The organism is Bradyrhizobium retamae, from assembly GCF_001440415.1.
GTDB classification, from domain to species: domain Bacteria; phylum Pseudomonadota; class Alphaproteobacteria; order Rhizobiales; family Xanthobacteraceae; genus Bradyrhizobium; species Bradyrhizobium retamae.
Genome location: NZ_LLYA01000214.1, coordinates 88,721 through 107,017 on the forward strand (window position 1 = coordinate 88,721; position 18,297 = coordinate 107,017).

An 18,297-nucleotide genomic window follows, 5' to 3' on the forward strand; every position below is an offset into this window, starting at 1 on the left:
CACCATGCGTGATGCCGGACTGGAACTAGCAATTAAGGCAGCGGGTGGCGTCGGATCGCTGGCGCGGGGGTTAGGCGTTGCGCAGCCCTCCGTTTCCGCATGGTCGCGTATTCCCGCCGAGCGGGTTCTCGCGGTCGAGACACTGACGCAGGTGGACCGTTTCGCCCTTCGCCCCGATCTCTACGGATCGTCCGAGGATCAGGTGACATCGAAACCCGAAATCGACGAGATCGACCAACTGCGTGCCGCGGAATACGGCCTGTTGTCGTTGCTGCTTGGCAAGGCACCGGATGTGGAAACGCTGCAACGGGTTGCCACGCTGAAGGGCGACGGCTCCGATCTCGGCATGGCGCATGTCGAACTCGCATCTGCCGCTGCGGCGACGGACGATCGCGCCGTCAGCAAGGAGTTCTTCGATCTTTTCATCGGGCTCGGCCGCGGCGAGTTGCTGCCCTATGCCTCCTACTATCTGACCGGCTTTCTTCACGAGCGTCCGTTGGCGCGGGTGCGCGAGGATCTGCGCGCGCTCGGAATCGAGCGCGCAGGTACCTCGCGTGAGCCGGAAGATCACATCGCCATTCTGCTCGAAGTCATGGCGGGCCTCGCACGCGGCGACTTCGAGGCCGAGTTCGCCGAGCAGGCGCGCTTTTTCGAACGTCATCTCAAGCCGTGGGCGGCGCGGATGTTCGCCGATCTCGAAATGTCGCAATCGGCGCGCTTCTACCGCGCCGTCGGCCGCACCGGCCGTGTCTTCATGGAATTGGAATCAGAGGCCTTCACGCTGTCCGAGTGACGGCAGTGAGGCAACGTGACAAGGGGAGAATGCAATGAGCAAGCCATCTGACGGTAAGTCACGGACCACAGGAGTGGATCGGCGCAGCCTGTTTCTGATGGGCGGTTCGGCGGTCGCTGCAGCGGCCGTTGTGCCGCTTGCGGGCAGCGAGGCGATCGCGGACGAGTCGCAGGCCGAGCGTCTCAAGGCGCGCTACAAGGAAACCGACCACGTCAAGAATTTCTATCGCGTCAACCGCTATTGATGGGACCACGCACATGTTGATGAAGCGAAGAGACGGATCCGCGGGCAAGGCGCGTTTGCAGGGTATCGCCGCCGGCCTCGCGTCGGGAGTTCTCGACCGCCGTACGTTTCTGCGGCGGTCCGGTCTGGCGGCCGGCGCGGGCGCCGCGATCGGCCTGATGCCGCTCGGCTCGGTGCGCAAGGCGCAGGCAGGGCCTGAGAAGGTCGGCGCGCCCACCGAAATCAGGAAGAACATCTGCACGCATTGCTCGGTCGGTTGCACCGTGATCGCCGAAGTGCAGAACGGCGTCTGGGTCGGCCAGGAGCCTGCGTGGGACAGCCCGATCAACCGCGGCTCGCATTGCGCCAAGGGCGCAGCCGTGCGCGAACTCGTCCATGGCGACCGCCGGCTGAAATATCCGATGAAGCTGGTCAACGGCGAGTGGCAGAAGATCTCGTGGGATCAGGCCATCAACGAGATCGGCGACAAGATGCTGGAGATCCGCGCCAAGTCTGGCGCCGATTCCGTCTATCTGCTCGGCTCCGCGAAGTTCTCCAACGAGGGCGGCTACCTGTTCCGCAAGTTCGCGGCGTTCTGGGGCACCAATTCGATCGATCACCAGGCCCGCATCTGTCATTCGACCACCGTCGCCGGCGTCGCCAATACCTGGGGCTACGGCGCGATGACGAATTCCTACAATGACATGCGCAACTCGAAGACGATCATCTTCATGGGATCGAACGCCGCCGAAGCGCACCCGGTTTCGTTGCAGCACATCCTCTCCGGCAAGGAGCTCAACCGCGCCAACGTATTCGTGCTCGATCCGCGCTTCACCCGCACGGCGGCGCATGCAACCGAATATGTCCGCTTCCGCGGCGGCACCGATATCGCGGTGATCTGGGGCATGCTGCACCACATCTTCGCCAATGGCTGGGAAGACAAGCAATTCATCCAGCAGCGCGTCTACGGCATGGATCAGATCCGCGCCGAAGTCGCGAAGTGGACACCGGAAGAAGTCGAGCGCGTCACCGGCATTCCCGGTGAGCAGCTCAAGAAGGTCGCCGAGACCTTTGCCAAGCAGAAGCCATCGACCATTGTCTGGTGCATGGGAGGCACCCAGCACACCGTCGGCACCGCCAACGTTCGCGCTTATTGCAACCTGTTGCTGGCGACGGGCAATGTCGGCTCCTTCGGCTCGGGCGCCAATATCTTCCGCGGCCACTGCAACGTGCAGGGCGCGACCGATATCGGGCTCGATATCGTGACGCTGCCGCTCTACTACGGTCTGGTCGAAGGCGCCTGGAAGCATTGGGCGCGCGTCTGGGAGGTCGAATACGACTACCTGCAGTCGCGTTTCGACGAAGTCCCGGCGAAGGCGGGCCGTCCGGCACGCACCCGAAAGCAGAACATGGAGCTGCCGGGCATCCCGTGGACCCGCTGGTTTGATGCGGCGTTGTCCAACCCCGACGATGTCGATCAACGCGACGCCGTGAAGGGCGTGGTCATCATGGGCCACGGTGGCAATACCGTGCCGCGCATGACGGAGATGGTGAAGGGCCTCGAAAAACTCGAACTGCTCGTGGTGGCCGATCCGCATCCAACCACGTTCGCCGCGATCTCCGATCGCAAGAACGGCACTTATCTGTTGCCGGCCTGCACCCAGTTCGAGACCTCGGGCTCGCGTACGGCCTCCAACCGCTCGCTCCAGTGGGGCGAGCAGATCGTCAAGCCGATCTTCGAATCGAAAGATGACTACGAGATCATCTATCGGCTGTCGGAAAAGCTCGGCTTCGCCGACAAGATGTTCAAGAACATCAAGGTCGAGAACAAGCATCCGTCGGCCGAGGACCTCTTGCGGGAAATCAACCGCGGCGGCTTCTCGACCGGCTATTCCGGCCAGTCACCGGAGCGGTTGAAGGCGCACATGAAGAACCAGGGCAAGTTCGATCTGGTGACCCTGCGCGCCAAGGCGGACGAGCCGGAGATCGGCGGCGACTATTACGGCCTGCCGTGGCCGTGCTGGGGCACGCCGCAGATCCGACATCCGGGCACGCACACGCTCTACAACACCAACCTGCACGCCAAGGATGGCGGCGGCACGTTCCGCGCGCGCTTCGGCGTGGTCTACGAGGAGAAGCAGCCTGACGGTTCGGTGAAGAACGTCAACCTGCTGTCCGAGGGCTCCTACAGCAAGGGGTCGGAGCTCACTGACGGGTATCCCGAGTTCACCTATGGCGTGCTCAAGAAGCTCGGCTGGGACAAGGATCTGACCGCGGACGAGCTTGCGACCATCAACAAGATCGGCGGCAACAACCCTGATGGCGTCGGCTGGGCGGTCGACCTGTCGGGCGGTATTATCCGCGTCACGCTGGAGCATGGCGTGATGGCGTATGGCAACGGCAAAGCCCGCGCGGTGGCGTGGAATCTGCCGGATCCCGTGCCGGTGCATCGCGAGCCGATCTACACCGCGCGGCCCGATCTCGTCGCGAAATATCCGACGCGTCCGGACGGGCGTCAGTTCCGCATGGCCAATGTGGGCTTCTCGATTCAGAAGGCGGCGGTCGAGAAGGGGCTCGCCAAGCAATTCCCGATCATCCTGACTTCGGGACGCCTCGTTGAATACGAAGGCGGCGGCGAAGAAACCCGATCCAATAAATGGCTCGCGGAACTGCAGCAGGACATGTTCGTCGAGGTCAACACCTCGGATGCCGCCGAGCGCGGCATCAAGGATGGCGGCTGGGTTTGGGTTTACGGTCCGGAAAACAGCTCGAAGGCCCGCGTCAAGGCGCTGGTCACCGACCGCGTCGGCAAGGGGGTGGCGTTCATGCCATTCCACTTCTCCGGCTGGTTCCAGGGCGTCGACCAACGCGGCAAATATCCGAAGGGCTCAGACCCGATTGTGCTGGGCGAAAGCGTCAACACGATCACGTCCTACGGCTACGACCCGGTCACCGGCATGCACGAGGGCAAGGTGACCCTGTGCCAGATCCAAGCGGCGTGAGAGGAGAATAGATCATGGCTCGCGTCAAATTTCTTTGTGATGCCGACCGTTGCATCGAGTGCAATGCGTGCGTGACCGCCTGCAAGAACGAACATGAAGTGCCGTGGGGCATCAATCGCCGCCGCGTCGTCACCATCAATGACGGCAAGCCCGGCGAACGCTCGGTCTCCATGGCCTGCATGCACTGCACGGATGCGCCGTGCGCCGCAGTTTGCCCGGTGTCGTGCTTCTACACCACCGCCGACGGCGTCGTGCTGCACTCCAAGGACCTGTGCATCGGCTGCGGCTACTGCTTCTACGCCTGTCCGTTCGGCGCGCCGCAATATCCGAAGGTCGGCAACTTCGGGTCGCGCGGCAAGATGGACAAGTGCACCTACTGCGCGGGCGGGCCGGAAGCGGACTCCACCCCGGCCGAATATGCCAAATACGGCGCCAACCGTCTGGCCGAAGGCAAGCTGCCGATCTGCGCCGAGATGTGCTCGACCAAATCACTGCTTGCCGGGGACGGCGCGATCATCGCCGAGATCTACAAGGAGCGGGTGATGAAGCGCGGCTATGGCTCCGGCATGTGGGGCTGGAAGACCGCCTACAGCGATTCACCGACCGGCTGATGCAACGGCCGCCGCGCTTCGGCGCGGCGGCATCAGGGTAATTCCGATAACCGAAAGGCGTTGTGCAAATGCCAGGCTCTCTTTCAAATTCAAATCTCAAATTCGCGGTCTTCAAGCCGCTGCTTGCCGCGCTCGCGCTGTTGTTCGTGTTCGCGCATCCCGCGGCCGCGCAGATTTCCTTCAAGCCGACCGCCGAGGCCGTTCAGGAAGACAAGCTTCTGAACGCGCTGAAGGAGGGCGACAAGATCACCGGGCGCGTATCGATCCCCGACGGCATGGCTGCCAGCCTGATCCAGCCCGCTGGGCGCGACTGGCGCGACTTCCAGCGCAGCAAACTGCCTTGGATCGGCGGCATTTCCATCCTCGGCATGCTGGCCGTGCTCGCGATCTTCCTGATGGTGCGCGGTCGGATTCGCGTGCACCAGGGATTTTCGGGGAAGACGATGCTGCGGTTCGCGAGCTTCGAGCGGTTCACGCACTGGCTCACCGCAAGCTGCTTCATCATCCTGGCGCTCTCGGGCCTGAACGTTAGCTTCGGACGCACCCTGATCCTGCCGCTGTTCGGCCCCGACGCTTTTGCGACCATGTCCGCCTGGGCCAAGCTTGCGCACAACTACCTGGCATTCCCTTTCATGCTGGGGCTTGCGATTATGTTCCTGATCTGGATCAAGGACAACGTTCCGGGCAAGCTCGATTGGGAATGGCTCAAGCAGGGCGGGGGCCTTCTGTCTGACGACAAGCATCCACCGGCCAAGCGTTTCAACGCGGGCCAGAAGGGGATTTTCTGGATCGTGATCATCGGCGGCGTGCTGATGTCGGTGTCCGGCTGGTTCCTGCTGTTCCCCTATCTTCCGGGCAACGTCACTGCACTCCAGTTCTGGACCGTGATCCACGCCGTGATCGCGATGCTCTTCATCGCCGCCATGCTGGCGCACATCTATATCGGTTCGATCGGCATGGAGGGGGCGTTTGATGCGATGGGAACCGGTGAGGTCGATCTCAACTGGGCCAAGGAGCATCACGCGATCTGGGTCAAGGAACAGCAGGCAAAGGGCGAAGCTCCATCTGATAGCACGGCCCGCGCAGTGCCGGCGGAATAGTCCGGTCAGGCGCAAGCAAAAGGTGAGGAAGTGAGATGAAATCCTTTATTGCGGCTCTGGCGTTCGCCGTCATTGCTGCCGTCGGCGTCGCGATGGTGCTCAACACCATTCAGGAGCCAAGCTCCGTCGCCTTTACGACCACGGGCGCCAGGGTCAGCGATCCCGGCCATAATCTGATCGGCCCGGGCTGACGCCGGCGGTGGGCGTGCCTAACGTCACGCTGGCGTGGCCGGTTGAAATTCGCCTGCCGAAGGATCGCCGCACGTTGCGTGTTGCCTTTGACGATGGGCGCACATTCGATCTCACGGCCGAATTGCTCCGGGTCACCAGCCCGTCGGCCGAAGTGCAGGGGCATTCCGAAGCCGAGCGCAAGACCGTCGGAGGCAAACGCAACGTCACCATCCTTTCGGTCGATCCTGTCGGCAATTATGCCGTCAGAATAGGGTTCGACGACATGCACGCGACCGGCATCTATTCCTGGGCGTTTTTGCGCGATCTCGGTGAGAATGCCGAGCGGCGCTTTCGGGACTACCTCGACGACCTGCAAGCCAAGGGGCTCGACCGCGACAGGCCGGGCGTACGCTGAGGGCCGGCGGGAATGGCATTCAGCGATTCGGCGAAAGCTTCCCGTCGCAAGGCAGGCCGGTCGGCACTTCTGGCGCTTGCGGCCGTGCTGATAGCGCTGCCGATCGGCGCAACGGCCGCCGTCGCGCAACTCCGCGGGCATGGTGGGCCGGTTCGGGCGCTGGCGATCTCGGCCGACGGTCAAAGCGCCATCTCCGGCAGTTTCGATTCAACCGCGATCCGCTGGTCGCTGACGCGCAATGCGGCCGAGCAGGTGCTTCGTTTCCATTCCGACGCGATCAACGCGGTCGCGGTGCTCGGGGAGGGACGCGCAGCGACCGCCGGCGCTGACGGCCGCATCGCCATCTGGACCTTTGGCAAGGCGGAGCCCGATGCGGTGCTCGAAGGCCACACGGCGCCGATCGTGGCGCTTGCCGTATCGCCTGATGGCGCGACGCTCGCGTCGGCGTCGTGGGATCACACGGTGCGGCTCTGGCCGCTCGCAGGCGGCGCGCCGCGCGTGCTCGATGAGCATACGCAGAACGTCAACGGCGTGGCGTTTGCGGCCGATGGCCGCACGCTGGTCAGCGTCAGCTACGATCTCAGCGTTTGCATCTGGCCGCTGTCGGGCGCGCAGCCGCCGACCGTCATTCCGATGCCGACACCACTCAACGCCGTGGCCGCAGGCCGTGACGGTGAAATCGCGGTCGGCGGTGCCGACGGCAAGGTCTACTTCCTGACCGCCAGCGGCACGCGTGCCGGCGAGCTTGCGGCAGGGCCAAGGCCGGTGATCTCGATTGCGATTTCGCCTGATGGCGCGCATGTGGCCGCCGCGGGCATCGGCGGCACGGTCGCTGTGATCGACCGCAAGGCGCGTACGCTCGCGCGCACGCTGGTTGGTCCTGGCCTTCCGGTCTGGTCGGTCGTATTCGCACCCGACAGCCGCACGCTGCTCACGGGCGGCGCTGATAACATTATCCGGCGCTGGAACGCCGCGACAGGCGAGCCGGTCGATCCGCTTCTCGTGGAAACGGCAGGAGATCCGCTCGCGGCCTATGCCGGCGATCGCGGCGCGGAGGTCTTTCGCGCCTGTGTGGCCTGCCATACGCTTGGTGCCGATCAGGTCAACCGCGCAGGGCCCACGCTCGCCGGCATCTTCGGCCGACGAATTGCAACCGCGCCCGGATATAATTTTTCCGAAGCGCTCAAGCGCCTCGATATCGTCTGGACGCCGGAGACGGTTTCCAAACTGTTCGAAGTCGGGCCGCAGGCCTACACGCCCGGCACCAAGATGCCGGAGCAGCGCATCGGCTCGGAGCAGGACCGCGCCGCGCTGGTGCAATTCCTCGAGCGGGCGACGAAGCGATAAGGTCGATGGGCGCGGCGACTACGCCGATTGCGTCAATGCTTCGCGGGTGGTGTCGAGAAGACCAGCGACATATCCTCGTACTCTTCGATCGGCAGCCTGGTCACGCCCGCGGAGGCCGGAGATTTCTTCGACAACGCCACGCCAGTGGTTACGGTAGAGCGTTCATGGGAAATTGAGTACGAGCGCATCGTGGTTGCGACCGCGAGCAGGGCGACTGCCACGAATCCGGAAATCAACAGCTTCATGGAAAACTCCGTTGGTTCGAAATGCAGTGTGGCTCGCACCACCGCAATACGGCCAACGGTCACGCGCGAATGTGGCCTGCATCACCTATCACGATCTTGTTTTTGACGATCGGGCCGGTTCCCCTAGCGCGTAACGAAACGCGCGTCCGCATTTGCTGAACATTCCAGCGGCGAATTGCGCAGATGGAGTGGAATCTGCTTACGGAGCAGGACGACGACCGGTCCGCGGGTTGAGCGGACCCGTTGGCCGGCGCCTCAAGGCTTCCGGCAGGAATTGTTCGTCCGGAGCGGCAACCGCGATAGAGCGAACGTCCGCCGCGGATTGGGCGCGTTCGTGCTCAGTTTGATTGTCCTTGAACCTTCGCTTGACGTCGAGGCCACCAACGGGATCGTTGACGCCGTGTTGAATGTCCCTGAAGTCGTCCACAAGATCCTCCCGACTTCGATCGATCCGCACGTTCGGGAAACGCGGAGCGGAGAATCAGGTTCCTCCTGTATCCGTCAGGAGGCGTCGTTAAATTGAAGCATTAAATGGAACCGGCAGTGGCACGCCCAATTGACTCCAGGTGAAGCGAGATGGAGCGGCAGATGAGCGACAGCACCGTCAAGAAGGTATCCAGCAAAACCGCACCCAGGGGAACGATGGGTCAAACCTATCTCGTTTCCGGCAAACGGCTCTCGATGCGCTTATGGGAAAACGAACAGCCGCAAACCGATTTATCCCGGCCGAGAGATTACGAAACGGTGGGCTATGTCCTGAATGGACGTGCTGAACTTGTTATCGAGGGCCAGACGATAAGGCTGGAGCCAGGAGACTCCTGGCTGGTGCCTGCGCATGCCGAACACAGCTACCGCATTCTCGAACCATTTACGGCCGTGGAGGCGACCGCACCGCCCGCGCAAGTGCATGGCCGCGACGAAGTAAAAGCGTAGTCGGGCAAACGACAAGATTTTGGGAGAACGTGATGGGACTCGAGGCAGTCTATCTCATCGGAGCGTTCGTGCTTCTTACCGCGCTGATCTATGGGACGCTGAGCTATCGTTATCGCAACAAGGCCGCGACGCGGGCCGGCGATGAAATCGTGAAGCAGCGGTATAGAGAGAACCAGGGCTGAGGCCGGGAAAATTCGATTCTCTAATGGGAGTAGTAGGAGTATCTTCGTCGCCGGGATGAGCCAACGAATGGCGCGGATGCGCGCCCGATGACAGGTTCCGCGATATCCGCGTTGTCTCGGGCACTCGTCTACGACGATCTACATCCGACTTCGCTGGACTGCGGGCATCACAGCACGCCTTGCACATCCTCGGTGCCGAGCGGGGTCTTGTAACCGCCGTCGCGACCGGGGACGCTGATATGAATCTCGTGCCCTTGGCGCATCGCCAGCGACGCGGCGGCGATGGCCGCTTCGAAGGCTGCTTCCTTGGTGTCATATCTATGCGGCGCATTCCCGTCATGGAGGACCGTCCACCCGTCCGGCTCGGAGACGATCATGTATTCGGCCAATCCCATCGGAGCCTCCTTGCTGTTCGCAAGGCCAACGTCGAGACCGTTGCCGGGTTCCGATCGGGTGACCGCTTGGCAGGTGTCACGCGCGCTGCGCCGGGCGCCTGGGGGGCTCCTGCTGTGAAGGGGAACGGGTCAGGTTTTCGGGGGCCGTCCACGCTTGGCAAATGTCAGTCCCTGCATGTCGGCCGCGTTCTGTAGAAGACCTGCGCGCTTCAAAGCCTCGCTTCGTGCAGGACCATGAGGCATGGCCCGCGCCTTCTCCAGCGCTGCCAGCGCTTCGGAGTGCAGGTCCCGCTGGGGCCGCTCTTCGACCTTCCTCTTGTCCATTCAGAAAGACTAGGAGGCGGGAACATTGTCTGTCTGTACGATGCTGGACGTTGGAACCCGAGTCCACCGAATTTATCGGAACAAAATCCCGTACTTTCCGCTTCCAGTTCTGGAGGTGTCCCAATGAGCAAGGAAAAGCCCACCGATGATCCGCGCCAGCAGACCGACTGGGGATCACACAAGCAGACTGACAAGCCGTGGAAAGAGAAGCCGGAGAAGGAGCAACGGTCGTCGTCGAAAGTAGACCTGGAAAAGTGGCATGAGACCAACACCCATTAGTATATTGCGTCTATGACGCGGTAGAGTTAGCCCGGGCGCTGTGGGGATGGATGGAGACGCTGCAGATGCTTGAAGAGAAATTGAAGGAAGCAATCGTTGCTGAACTGAAACGGCAGGCAGCGAATGATCCGCGGGCGCTCAGCATCGATGACTCCGAAGGCCTCGTCGTCAAGGGCAGGATCGATCTGGACGATCTGACGATGGTGATTGCGGGAGCTGTTGCCGGAGGACCGTGAGCGTTTCCGCCAAGGCTGCCATCCGCTACTGTAGGAACGGAGATTGTCGCCGGGCGTTCTTTCAAAAATGATTGGACGCGAAGATGACGGAACCGCTTCCCCTGTTGATAGAGAGCTCGATTGAAATCGCTTGGGACTATCTCGAGCGCACGGGAGAACTTGGTGATGCGATGGTGGCCGGGCGCTTCCTCAGCGACACGATAGAATTGATGGTGCGGCGTGGCGAGCGGCGGCGGCTGATGCTGGCTAACAAGGCAATCGCGGCCTATCAGCAATTCAGGCGGCAGCAGTCCGAACATCCGGTGCTCGCTTCGGCCTGATGATCCCGTTTGCGCGAGCGTCGCTCCTGATCACCGGCGTTTGGAGCCATGAAAATGGACGGCGAGACCATGCGCATATGCAAGGTCGAGACCATTGCTCGGGGCAAGGGAAAGCTGATCCGCGTGAGTTACGAACAGCGCAGGCGCGACGGCGAACGCCAACGGCGCCAGCGCGAGATCTACGACAACGGAAATTCCGCCGTCATTCTTCCCTATGATGCGGATCGCAAGACCGTGCTGCTCACCCGGCAATTGCGGCTGCCAGTATTCCTGCAGGACGGCATGGAGCGAACCGTAGAGGCGTGCGCCGGCAAGCTGGATGGCGAGGAGGCCGAACGGCGCATTGTGAAAGAGATGCAGGAAGAGCTCGGTTACAAGATCTCGAAAGTGGAACGGTTGTTCGAGCTCTATGTGAGCCCAGCCGCGATCATGGAAAAGATCGTCTTCTTCATCTGCGCTTACTCGCCGGCGGACAAGGTGTCCGACGGCGGCGGACTCAAGGAGGAGGGGGAAGATATTGAGGTGGTCGAGACGACCCTGGAGCAGGCTGCTGCGATGGTCTCAACTGGAGAGATCGTCGACGCAAAGACGGTCGTTCTCGTTCAGTATCTGCGTGATCGCATGCAAGCTGCTATTAGCAGCTAGACGGTACCGGCTGTCGCGTTCGGCCTGCATCCGTTACAGGAACGGCTTTCCGCCGGTGACGGCGATGGTCGCACCGGAGACGTAGCTGGAAAGCGGATCAGCCAGCATGACGTAGGCGGTGGCCAGTTCGACCGGCTGGCCCGGACGCTTCATTGGAACTTGCTTGCCGAAGTTCTTCACGGAATCTTCGGGCAGGGTTGACGGAATGAGCGGCGTCCAGATCGGCCCCGGCGCGACCGCATTGGCACGAATGCCCTTCTCGGCCAGCATCTGTGCCAGCCCTGCCGTGAAATTGTGGATCGCTCCCTTGGTCGTCGCATAGGCCAGCAGGCTCGGGTTGGGCACATCCGAATTGATCGATGCGGTGTTGATGATGCAGCTTCCCGGTTTCATAAGAGGTACGGCCGCCTTGGTGAGGTAGAACATCGCATGAATATTGACCTTAAAGGTCAACTCCCATTCCTCGTCACTGATATCCTCGATGGACTTGAAACTGGCTTGATGTGCAGCGTTGTTGACGAGGATGTCGATGCCGCCGAGCTCGGAAACGGCTTTGGCAATCACGGCGCGGCAGTGATCGGAGTGCTGGATGTCGCCCGAAGCAAGTACGGCTTTGCGGCCTGCTTCCGTTACCAGCCGTTCGGTTTCTCGGGCGTCGTCGTGCTCCTCGAGATAGGAGATCAAGACGTCGGCTCCCTCCCTGGCGAAGGCAATAGCTACCGCGCGGCCGATGCCGCTATCGCCCCCGGTGATCACCGCCTTCTTGCCGTTGAGCCGGCCGCTGCCTTTGTAGGAAGTTTCGCCGTGGTCAGGCAGCGGATTCATCGCGCCGGTGGTGCCCGGCATCGGCTGATGCTGACTGGGAAAGGGTGGGCGCGGATAGTGCAGCATTGTGTCTCTCCCTCCAAAAGCGCCAGCGCCGCAGCCCCGGTACCGCAGCTAGGTGAGGCGGTGAAGGTTTCCCAACGGATTGAGCTCGCTGGGTTCCTTGTCCTCATCCTCGCGCTTGCGCTGTTCCGCCTTGGCTTCCTCTTGCAACTTACCGTCGCCGACGACTTCGGCGATGACTTCCTTGGTCTTCCCTGCAACTCGGCGGGTCGTCCGTTTAATGGTACCCATAATCGTGACCTGCGCTGTGGTGGGGTTTGGTACAGGTCAATGTCCGACCGGCGGCTTCGTTCCTGTGCACGGGCAGGCCGTGACGTCGCGCTCCTGATCGCGCGGGCTGCAGGAACGTTGCGATACGCATCGGGCTTGGTTTAGTTCAGGAGAGAAGGTGATGCCACGATTTGCGCCAAGCGACCTCGATGCGCTGATCATCGGCGGCGGGCCGGCCGGGTTGACTTGCGCGATTTACTTGGCGCGCTACCGGCGCAAAGTCGTCGTCGTCGATAGCAGGGAAAGCCGGGCAGCGTTGATCCCAGCAACGCATAACTATCCGGGCTTTGCCGACGGAATTGCCGGCCCGAAATTGTTGGAAGCGCTCGCCGCGCAGGCAAAGACTTACGGTGTCGAGATCATCGCCGATCGGGTTACGGAGTTGCAGCTCGCCAGGAGCGGCTTCGAGGCGACTTGCTCGCAAGGTACCATCACGGCAAAACGGGCCGTGCTGGCAAGCGGATTGATCGATCGCGACCTCGGAGATCCTGATCTGCAACAGGCCATCGGCTACGGGTTGGTCCGTTACTGCCCGATATGCGACGGGTTCGAGGCAACGGACCTGCGCATCGGAGTGCTGGGCAGCGCCAATGATGCGGGCACAAAAGCGCTATTTCTGCGCACCTATTCCAGACACGTCACGCTGCTGACGCTGGACGGCAATGGCTGTGGCGAGCCGCTCGCGCGCGAGTTGTCGGAGGCGGACATTCGCTTGCTAGCGGCCCGCGCCGTCGCCTTCCGCAGGCAGGACAAGCAAATGACCGTATCACTGAGCGACGGAACGGTCGAAGCGTTCGACGTTATCTATCCGGTTTTGGGCTGCGAGGTGCGCTCCGAGTTGGGACGGAAACTCGGTGCCAGCCATAACGATGCCGGCTGCCTCGACGTCGATGCACATCAACGCACGAACGTACCGGGATTGTACGCTGTCGGAGATGCCGTTTCAGACCTGCACCAGATCGTGGTCGCAACAGGTCACGCCGCCGTCGCCGCGACCGATATCCACAACGGCTTGCCGCGCAATTTCCGCTGACGGCCGGTTATGAAATTCTACGGCTTATCCTCTATGTCGTGCGCGGCCAGGGGGCTTACCGCGGGAGCGTTGAGTGGCGTCCCGTCGATGGCGAAGTGAGATCCGTGGCAGGGGCAGTCCCAACATGTCTCGAAAGAATTCCAATGCAGATGGCAGCCGATATGCGTGCAAGCTGCCGAGCGGGTATAGAGTTTGCCAGAGGAATCGCGATAGGCGGCGATCTTGCTGAGGCCCTGCCGTATGATGGCACCGTGTCCGGCCTCTAAGTCGCTCACCGAGTTTAGTTCGCCCGGCGCGAGATATTCGGCGAAATTCTTCACCGGGGTCAGGTTCTCTTTCAGGAAATTGCCGATGGCAGAAGGGGTCTTGCGCGAGGGGGCGTAGACCTCGGTCCATTTGGCATCGCGGCCCAGGATCAGTGCCGCATTGATCATGGCGCCCGCTACCCCGTGCGTCATGCCCTGGCCGGAATCGCCAGTGTGCACGTAGATATTCTCGCTCCCAGGATTTTTGCCGATGAAGCCCGCATAGTCGATGGTCTCAAGAACTTGCCCCGACCAGCGGTGGGTAACCTCCTGAACGTCAGGAATGAGATTGCGCGTCCAAGCTTCGAGGGCCTGAAAACGCATCTCGGCATCGTCGGCTTCACCGCTCTTGTGATCTTCACCTCCGACGATGAGATAGTCGGTCTGATCCTCACCCGGCTGCAGCCGCACATAATGATACGGATCCAGCGTGTCCCAATACAGCGCGTCCGGGATCGTCCCCTTCCGGATCGAGAATGCCATTGCATAGGTGCGATAGGGCGCCATCTTGGTATGCAGGGCAAATCGATCCACGATCGGCGAGTTTGTCGCCACGACCGCCGCCCGGGCAATGACCTTGCCGCCGCCGGTTGAGACGACCACCTTGCCATCGTCACGCTCTTCGACGGACTCGACCACTGTGCCGGCGTGGAACGTCCCGCCCTTCGCTTCGATGACCGCGGCAAGCCCCTTGAGATATTTGAGCGGATGAAACGTACCCTGCCGCGGGTAGCGTAACACGTGTTGTTGCTCGCAGTGAGAGAAGGGGACGCCGACCAGCCGATGGACGGGCGTGCCAACTTTGCGAGCGGCATCAAGCTCATCCTCGATGATTTTCGAATCCGTATTGAGCGCCTGAAAAAGATAGCCGTCGAGGCGACGGAAATCGCAATCGATGGATTCTTTCTTATGCACCGCTTCGACGCGATCGATCGCAGCCGCCTGGCTTTCATGGAACAGACGCGAAAGTACCTCGCCGCGCAGTTGGATCATCGCCGATGTCAGATCGTCGCACGGCGAGCCGAGATGCGCCGTGGTTCGCGCCGTCATGCCGCCGGCGATATCGCCGCGGTCGATCACAATGACCCGCGAGCCTTCGATCGCAAGTTCGTAGGCGGTGGAGGTTCCTGCGATGCCAGCGCCAATGACGACGACGTCGCATTCCCTGTCGCCCTGCAGCGGTGCTGCGTTGGGAGCGACCGCAACGTCCATCCATAGCGACCTGCTACGGCGATCGGCGAAATGGCTCATCCGAAAACCCGATAACCAGAATAATAGATCGAAGGGCCAACGGCAGATTGGCCCCTTGGTTCCCGGGCTTTGCCGCGATCGGGCGTGTCACATTAGCTCAATCAGGCGTCGAGCATCGGCCGGCGCGGCGCTCTTCTGGTCGTTGTCGAAATAAACAAAGACGTCGCAGCCCTGCCTTTTCCAGGACCTGATGCGACGGGCCCAATCGGCAAGGGCGGCCTCGCCATAGTGGTCCTTGTAGCGGCCTCCGGGCCCATGCCCGCGCACGTAGACGAAATCGGCCGTGCGCTTCCATGGCGCCGGTGCGTCATGATGATCGGAAATGCACAGCGAGATGTTTTGCTCCCGCAGCAGCCGGATGATCCTGGGCTCGTACCAGCTCGGATGCCTGAATTCGAAGCTGTACCGGCGCTTCTTCGAGAGCAGCTTGAAGAACGAGGCAAGCCGATCGGCGTTGGCCTGGAAATTCGGTGGTAACTGAAACAGCACCGGTCCCGCCTTCCTGCCGAGCAGGGAGAGGCGGCTTTCGAGCAGTTCGAGGCTGTTGACCGAATTCTCCGAGAGCCGCTTCCAATGCGTGATGAATTTGGATGCCTTCCAGGCGAATACGAAATTGCTTCCCGTCTGCGCACGCCAGCCCTTTACCGCTTCCGGCGTCGGCGTCCGGTAAAACACGCCGTTCAGTTCGGTGGTCGGGAACTGACCGGCGTAAAATTGCAATTGCTCCTTGAGTGGCAGTCCCTTGGGAAAGAATGGCCCGCGCCAGGAATCATAGTGCCAACCCGACGTGCCGATCAGGACCCGCGGCATGGCATCACGGCTTCACGACGACCTTGATGAAGCCGTCCTTCTCGTGCCCGCAGCAAGCAACGCCGTTGCCATGCCACGCCAGCGCTTTCATTCCAAAGCCCTCCGTATCAGTGATCATGAGAATGATCGGCGATGCCGGGTTGTTCCGGTATCGGCTCAGCGTGAGGAATGGGACGTGCGACAACGAGACCTGAGTTGAGCGTCAGGCGGGGTCCGGGGCCTCCTCGAGGTCGTCCAGCTCCACGAGGAAGGCCAGCAGCAAGTCTTCCTGCGGCTGCGCGGCATCCCGTGCGGCTTCCCGGTACAGCGCAATTTCGTTCTCGGTCGAGCGTCGGGCCCGGAGCCGCGCCTTGCCATCCCAGAGAGGTGCGCCGTTCGAGGTCAAGCCGGCAATATCCTGACGCAGCCAACGCTCGTGACAAAGCTGCTGAGATTCCCGCAAGTTCTTGGCTTCGAAAGCGAGGGTGGGTCTTCCGCCAATGTCCAGGGTAAAAATCGCGGGCAGCAACGTCATGCAAGCCAAGCCATATGTCTGATGAAGGGGCCGACGGCGCCGAGGGCCACAAGTGCGCAGGACATTCCGATCCGCATCGCAATTCGCGTCAGGTTCATGCTGGCGGCCTGATGTTGTCTGTCAGGCGGTTCAATTCTTCTGAATCGAGCGGATCTGCAACGAACCTGATTTCGGTAGCGTTACATTTTGCGCATTCGAAGGTCCGCTTTTCGGAACGGTCGGCACCCATGACAACGTTGGCCAGTTGCATTCGAGTCAGGCACCTGACGCAACGCGGACATTCGATGGGCAAGAGGGCGGCGAACATCTGGCTAACCTCATGACAAGACTAACCCACCGACGAATTGTCGTCTGTCTGATCCCTAACATATGCCCTTGCCGCAACGCCGAGCAAGATGCAGGAGAATTTCCTGCAGTGCGAAAGGCGGCCGAACCCGCCGGGATCGAAGCGAGGTGCTGGGAACTATAGGGAGTATCGCTGATTGACCGTCGGGAAGCATTAGTAAGGGCCGATTGGCTGACACAAGTCGCACGGAACGCCCGCAGCGCGGCGTCCGTGCGTACTGTTGAATAGCGAGGACTAGCGAGATGGCGAAGAAAGCGAAGAAGCGCAAATATTCAAAGGGCGCGGCAAAGAAGGTAGGCCGCGCCATGAAGAAGCGCAAAGCCGGCACGCTGAAGAGCGGTCGCTCCGGCAAGAAGGTAAAGAGCAGGAAACAGGCGATCGCAATTGGCCTGTCCGAAGCCCGAAAAAGGGGCGCCAAGGTGCCCAAGAAGCGTTCGAAGAAGAAGTCCTAGTCCGATCGGGCCAGATCGGCGGCGGGATACGCTACCATCCAATCGTCAAGCAGCAGTTCATCGCCGGAATCGTCGAGCGCACGAGGCCGATAGCGCTCGGGATTTCGGGACGGCGAGATTTTTCGGCTTCGCGGGAACGTTGGCTTTCGTGTCATCGGTCTGCGCCGCTCCGTCGTCGTCCCCGACCGCGGGACGACCATTAGAACGGCGAGCGGTTGACCGGGGTTCCTGTCACTTCGCGCAAAATCAACGGGCGCAAATGAACGGGGACGTCTCTGCCGGCTTTTCCCGCAGATCAAACCTGCGCGTGCTGCCCGCCGGGACGTGAAATTCGGCTCAACGCCGCACCCGTCCCGTTGCCGCTTTGCACCAGCGCGATGTCGCCCAGCGCAATGATGCCGACGAGCCGCTTGTCGCGATTGAGCACGGGCAGGCGGCGGACCTGGATGTCACCCATGTTGGCGCACACCTCGTCGAGATCCTGATCTTCGTAGCAGTACTTGACGTCGGCCGTCATCACGTCGCCGACCCGCGCCTCGGGGCCTCGGCCCATGCCGATCCCGCGGATCGCGATATCGCGGTCGGAGATCATGCCGACCAGGCGTTCATTGTCCGTTACCGGGAGCAACCCGACCCCGAGCGCCGCCATGGCCTGCGCGGCGTCCTTTAACGTATCATCGGGAGTGCAGAGTTGAACCTCGGGTGTCATCACATCGGAAACTTTCATGTGAGCCTCTCCGCTTGCCGGTTCTTCACCCGCTAACAGGCGCGTCGGATCGCTGTTCCAGTGGGGCAAATGAAATATCCCGACGCTGGTGGAGAGACCTCAGACGAGCCCGAAGTCTCTCCTCGATTGTCCTACCAGCGGTTGCTGTCCACGCCGACGCCCACGCTTACGCCAGGTGCCCGGAAACCAACGCCGGCTCGCGGCCCGTGGTCCCAATCGCGATCGCGATAGTATCGACGCTCGATATATCGCTCGCGTGGTGCATAGGCGTATGAATCGCGAACGATGACGCGGCTGCTGCCGCGGGTGCGATAACAGCGTCCGTCATCGTCACAGACCATGCGGACCTGCTGTATCAGGTCGGAGTTTGTGTATTCGCTGTCGGTGTAGATATCAGACGCATTTGCACTGCCTGTCAGGAGCAGGCCCGTGCCGGCCAGCAGGCCGATTGCGAGCTTCCTCATTGAAGTTCCTTCCTCGT

25 protein-coding genes are annotated in these 18,297 nt (G+C 61.6%); 16 read left to right on the plus strand and 9 right to left on the minus strand.

The window, feature by feature from the left end; genetic code table 11:
* Nucleotides 1-4: 4 nt before the first annotated feature.
* From CQ13_RS37100 to CQ13_RS37130, 8 genes are all read left to right on the plus strand, one after another.
* Nucleotides 5-793 (plus strand): molecular chaperone TorD family protein, encoded by a 789-nt coding sequence (locus tag CQ13_RS37100; protein ID WP_057847707.1) that lies wholly within the window; start codon nt 5-7, stop codon nt 791-793.
* Nucleotides 794-827: 34 nt separating this feature from the next.
* Nucleotides 828-1,037, plus strand: a complete 210-nt coding sequence (locus CQ13_RS37105) for a hypothetical protein (RefSeq protein WP_057847708.1) — start codon at nt 828-830, stop codon at nt 1,035-1,037.
* A gap of 13 nt (nt 1,038-1,050) precedes the next feature.
* Nucleotides 1,051-4,017 (plus strand): formate dehydrogenase subunit alpha, encoded by a 2,967-nt coding sequence (locus tag CQ13_RS37110; protein ID WP_057847709.1) that lies wholly within the window; start codon nt 1,051-1,053, stop codon nt 4,015-4,017.
* A gap of 14 nt (nt 4,018-4,031) precedes the next feature.
* Nucleotides 4,032-4,628, plus strand: coding sequence for a formate dehydrogenase FDH3 subunit beta (gene fdh3B, locus CQ13_RS37115; protein WP_028348819.1), 597 nt, complete (start codon nt 4,032-4,034; stop codon nt 4,626-4,628).
* A gap of 68 nt (nt 4,629-4,696) precedes the next feature.
* The gene (locus tag CQ13_RS37120; protein ID WP_057847710.1) at nt 4,697-5,728 is read left to right on the plus strand and encodes a formate dehydrogenase subunit gamma; all 1,032 of its coding nucleotides are present in this window, start codon (nt 4,697-4,699) and stop codon (nt 5,726-5,728) included.
* A gap of 35 nt (nt 5,729-5,763) precedes the next feature.
* Complete coding sequence (locus CQ13_RS44850; protein ID WP_197427569.1) at nt 5,764-5,919, plus strand: hypothetical protein; 156 nt, start codon at nt 5,764-5,766, stop codon at nt 5,917-5,919.
* Nucleotides 5,920-5,933: 14 nt separating this feature from the next.
* Nucleotides 5,934-6,314, plus strand: coding sequence for a gamma-butyrobetaine hydroxylase family protein (locus CQ13_RS37125; RefSeq protein WP_057847840.1), 381 nt, complete (start codon nt 5,934-5,936; stop codon nt 6,312-6,314).
* 12 nt (nt 6,315-6,326) lie between these two features.
* Entirely contained in the window at nt 6,327-7,661 is a 1,335-nt protein-coding gene (locus tag CQ13_RS37130; protein WP_082637880.1) for a c-type cytochrome, read from the plus strand.
* Between the two features lie 32 nt (nt 7,662-7,693).
* Here the strand turns inward: CQ13_RS37130 and CQ13_RS37135 are convergent, their stop codons facing one another.
* Nucleotides 7,694-7,906 (minus strand): hypothetical protein, encoded by a 213-nt coding sequence (locus CQ13_RS37135; RefSeq protein WP_141686861.1) that lies wholly within the window; start codon nt 7,904-7,906, stop codon nt 7,694-7,696.
* Between the two features lie 588 nt (nt 7,907-8,494).
* On the opposite strand from CQ13_RS37135, the gene CQ13_RS37145 reads away from it, so the two are divergent.
* Nucleotides 8,495-8,839 carry a cupin domain-containing protein gene (locus tag CQ13_RS37145; protein ID WP_057847843.1) on the plus strand — a complete coding sequence of 115 codons (345 nt, stop codon included), beginning with the start codon at nt 8,495-8,497 and terminating at the stop codon, nt 8,837-8,839.
* 32 nt (nt 8,840-8,871) lie between these two features.
* Complete coding sequence (locus tag CQ13_RS44000; protein ID WP_156434141.1) at nt 8,872-9,021, plus strand: hypothetical protein; 150 nt, start codon at nt 8,872-8,874, stop codon at nt 9,019-9,021.
* A gap of 167 nt (nt 9,022-9,188) precedes the next feature.
* On the opposite strand, the gene CQ13_RS37150 is transcribed toward CQ13_RS44000, so the two are convergent.
* Nucleotides 9,189-9,416, minus strand: a complete 228-nt coding sequence (locus CQ13_RS37150) for a DUF2188 domain-containing protein (RefSeq protein ID WP_057847712.1) — start codon at nt 9,414-9,416, stop codon at nt 9,189-9,191.
* Nucleotides 9,417-9,863: 447 nt separating this feature from the next.
* Here CQ13_RS37150 and CQ13_RS44855 point away from each other — a divergent pair, with 447 nt between their 5' ends.
* The 4 genes from CQ13_RS44855 (at nt 9,864) to CQ13_RS37170 (ending at nt 11,220) form a co-directional block, all read left to right on the plus strand.
* Complete coding sequence (locus tag CQ13_RS44855) at nt 9,864-10,019, plus strand: hypothetical protein (RefSeq protein ID WP_176722019.1); 156 nt, start codon at nt 9,864-9,866, stop codon at nt 10,017-10,019.
* A 50-nt stretch (nt 10,020-10,069) separates the two neighbouring features.
* Complete coding sequence (locus CQ13_RS37160; RefSeq protein WP_057847714.1) at nt 10,070-10,255, plus strand: hypothetical protein; 186 nt, start codon at nt 10,070-10,072, stop codon at nt 10,253-10,255.
* Between the two features lie 71 nt (nt 10,256-10,326).
* Nucleotides 10,327-10,575 (plus strand): hypothetical protein, encoded by a 249-nt coding sequence (locus CQ13_RS37165; protein WP_347337089.1) that lies wholly within the window; start codon nt 10,327-10,329, stop codon nt 10,573-10,575.
* Between the two features lie 54 nt (nt 10,576-10,629).
* Nucleotides 10,630-11,220, plus strand: coding sequence for an NUDIX hydrolase (locus CQ13_RS37170; RefSeq protein WP_063800241.1), 591 nt, complete (start codon nt 10,630-10,632; stop codon nt 11,218-11,220).
* A gap of 33 nt (nt 11,221-11,253) precedes the next feature.
* Here CQ13_RS37170 and CQ13_RS37175 read toward each other — a convergent pair whose 3' ends face one another.
* The gene (locus tag CQ13_RS37175; protein WP_057847716.1) at nt 11,254-12,111 is read right to left on the minus strand and encodes an SDR family oxidoreductase; all 858 of its coding nucleotides are present in this window, start codon (nt 12,109-12,111) and stop codon (nt 11,254-11,256) included.
* A 48-nt stretch (nt 12,112-12,159) separates the two neighbouring features.
* Entirely contained in the window at nt 12,160-12,339 is a 180-nt protein-coding gene (locus tag CQ13_RS44860) for a hypothetical protein (RefSeq protein ID WP_057847717.1), read from the minus strand.
* A 160-nt stretch (nt 12,340-12,499) separates the two neighbouring features.
* Here CQ13_RS44860 and CQ13_RS37185 point away from each other — a divergent pair, with 160 nt between their 5' ends.
* Nucleotides 12,500-13,411, plus strand: a complete 912-nt coding sequence (locus CQ13_RS37185) for an NAD(P)/FAD-dependent oxidoreductase (protein ID WP_057847718.1) — start codon at nt 12,500-12,502, stop codon at nt 13,409-13,411.
* 17 nt (nt 13,412-13,428) lie between these two features.
* Here CQ13_RS37185 and CQ13_RS37190 read toward each other — a convergent pair whose 3' ends face one another.
* From CQ13_RS37190 to CQ13_RS37200, 3 genes are all read right to left on the minus strand, one after another.
* Nucleotides 13,429-14,967 carry an FAD-dependent oxidoreductase gene (locus CQ13_RS37190; RefSeq protein WP_057847719.1) on the minus strand — a complete coding sequence of 513 codons (1,539 nt, stop codon included), beginning with the start codon at nt 14,965-14,967 and terminating at the stop codon, nt 13,429-13,431.
* An 87-nt stretch (nt 14,968-15,054) separates the two neighbouring features.
* Nucleotides 15,055-15,777 carry a DUF72 domain-containing protein gene (locus CQ13_RS37195; RefSeq protein WP_057847720.1) on the minus strand — a complete coding sequence of 241 codons (723 nt, stop codon included), beginning with the start codon at nt 15,775-15,777 and terminating at the stop codon, nt 15,055-15,057.
* 202 nt (nt 15,778-15,979) lie between these two features.
* Complete coding sequence (locus CQ13_RS37200; protein WP_057847721.1) at nt 15,980-16,291, minus strand: hypothetical protein; 312 nt, start codon at nt 16,289-16,291, stop codon at nt 15,980-15,982.
* 588 nt (nt 16,292-16,879) lie between these two features.
* Here CQ13_RS37200 and CQ13_RS37205 point away from each other — a divergent pair.
* A complete protein-coding gene (locus tag CQ13_RS37205; protein WP_057847722.1) occupies nt 16,880-17,089 on the plus strand; it encodes a DUF6496 domain-containing protein in 210 nt (69 codons plus the stop codon).
* A gap of 295 nt (nt 17,090-17,384) precedes the next feature.
* On the opposite strand, the gene CQ13_RS37215 is transcribed toward CQ13_RS37205, so the two are convergent.
* A complete protein-coding gene (locus tag CQ13_RS37215) occupies nt 17,385-17,816 on the minus strand; it encodes a CBS domain-containing protein (RefSeq protein WP_057847724.1) in 432 nt (143 codons plus the stop codon).
* A 131-nt stretch (nt 17,817-17,947) separates the two neighbouring features.
* Nucleotides 17,948-18,280, minus strand: a complete 333-nt coding sequence (locus CQ13_RS37220) for a hypothetical protein (protein ID WP_057847725.1) — start codon at nt 18,278-18,280, stop codon at nt 17,948-17,950.
* Nucleotides 18,281-18,297: the final 17 nt, after the last annotated feature.

Bases quoted from the DNA above. Each gene is read 5' to 3' on its own strand.
- CQ13_RS37100 (WP_057847707.1), top strand. From the start codon at position 5: ATGCGTGATGCCGGACTGGAACTAGCAATTAAGGCAGCGGGTGGCGTC.
- CQ13_RS37105 (WP_057847708.1), top strand. From the start codon at position 828: ATGAGCAAGCCATCTGACGGTAAGTCACGGACCACAGGAGTGGATCGG.
- CQ13_RS37110 (WP_057847709.1), top strand. From the start codon at position 1,051: ATGTTGATGAAGCGAAGAGACGGATCCGCGGGCAAGGCGCGTTTGCAG.
- fdh3B (WP_028348819.1), top strand. From the start codon at position 4,032: ATGGCTCGCGTCAAATTTCTTTGTGATGCCGACCGTTGCATCGAGTGC.
- CQ13_RS37120 (WP_057847710.1), top strand. From the start codon at position 4,697: ATGCCAGGCTCTCTTTCAAATTCAAATCTCAAATTCGCGGTCTTCAAG.
- CQ13_RS44850 (WP_197427569.1), top strand. From the start codon at position 5,764: ATGAAATCCTTTATTGCGGCTCTGGCGTTCGCCGTCATTGCTGCCGTC.
- CQ13_RS37130 (WP_082637880.1), top strand. From the start codon at position 6,327: ATGGCATTCAGCGATTCGGCGAAAGCTTCCCGTCGCAAGGCAGGCCGG.
- CQ13_RS37135 (WP_141686861.1), bottom strand. From the start codon at position 7,906: ATGAAGCTGTTGATTTCCGGATTCGTGGCAGTCGCCCTGCTCGCGGTC.
- CQ13_RS37145 (WP_057847843.1), top strand. From the start codon at position 8,495: ATGAGCGACAGCACCGTCAAGAAGGTATCCAGCAAAACCGCACCCAGG.
- CQ13_RS44000 (WP_156434141.1), top strand. From the start codon at position 8,872: ATGGGACTCGAGGCAGTCTATCTCATCGGAGCGTTCGTGCTTCTTACC.
- CQ13_RS37150 (WP_057847712.1), bottom strand. From the start codon at position 9,416: ATGGGATTGGCCGAATACATGATCGTCTCCGAGCCGGACGGGTGGACG.
- CQ13_RS44855 (WP_176722019.1), top strand. From the start codon at position 9,864: ATGAGCAAGGAAAAGCCCACCGATGATCCGCGCCAGCAGACCGACTGG.
- CQ13_RS37160 (WP_057847714.1), top strand. From the start codon at position 10,070: ATGGAGACGCTGCAGATGCTTGAAGAGAAATTGAAGGAAGCAATCGTT.
- CQ13_RS37170 (WP_063800241.1), top strand. From the start codon at position 10,630: ATGGACGGCGAGACCATGCGCATATGCAAGGTCGAGACCATTGCTCGG.
- CQ13_RS37175 (WP_057847716.1), bottom strand. From the start codon at position 12,111: ATGCTGCACTATCCGCGCCCACCCTTTCCCAGTCAGCATCAGCCGATG.
- CQ13_RS44860 (WP_057847717.1), bottom strand. From the start codon at position 12,339: ATGGGTACCATTAAACGGACGACCCGCCGAGTTGCAGGGAAGACCAAG.
- CQ13_RS37185 (WP_057847718.1), top strand. From the start codon at position 12,500: ATGCCACGATTTGCGCCAAGCGACCTCGATGCGCTGATCATCGGCGGC.
- CQ13_RS37190 (WP_057847719.1), bottom strand. From the start codon at position 14,967: ATGAGCCATTTCGCCGATCGCCGTAGCAGGTCGCTATGGATGGACGTT.
- CQ13_RS37195 (WP_057847720.1), bottom strand. From the start codon at position 15,777: ATGCCGCGGGTCCTGATCGGCACGTCGGGTTGGCACTATGATTCCTGG.
- CQ13_RS37200 (WP_057847721.1), bottom strand. From the start codon at position 16,291: ATGACGTTGCTGCCCGCGATTTTTACCCTGGACATTGGCGGAAGACCC.
- CQ13_RS37205 (WP_057847722.1), top strand. From the start codon at position 16,880: ATGGCGAAGAAAGCGAAGAAGCGCAAATATTCAAAGGGCGCGGCAAAG.
- CQ13_RS37215 (WP_057847724.1), bottom strand. From the start codon at position 17,816: ATGAAAGTTTCCGATGTGATGACACCCGAGGTTCAACTCTGCACTCCC.
- CQ13_RS37220 (WP_057847725.1), bottom strand. From the start codon at position 18,280: ATGAGGAAGCTCGCAATCGGCCTGCTGGCCGGCACGGGCCTGCTCCTG.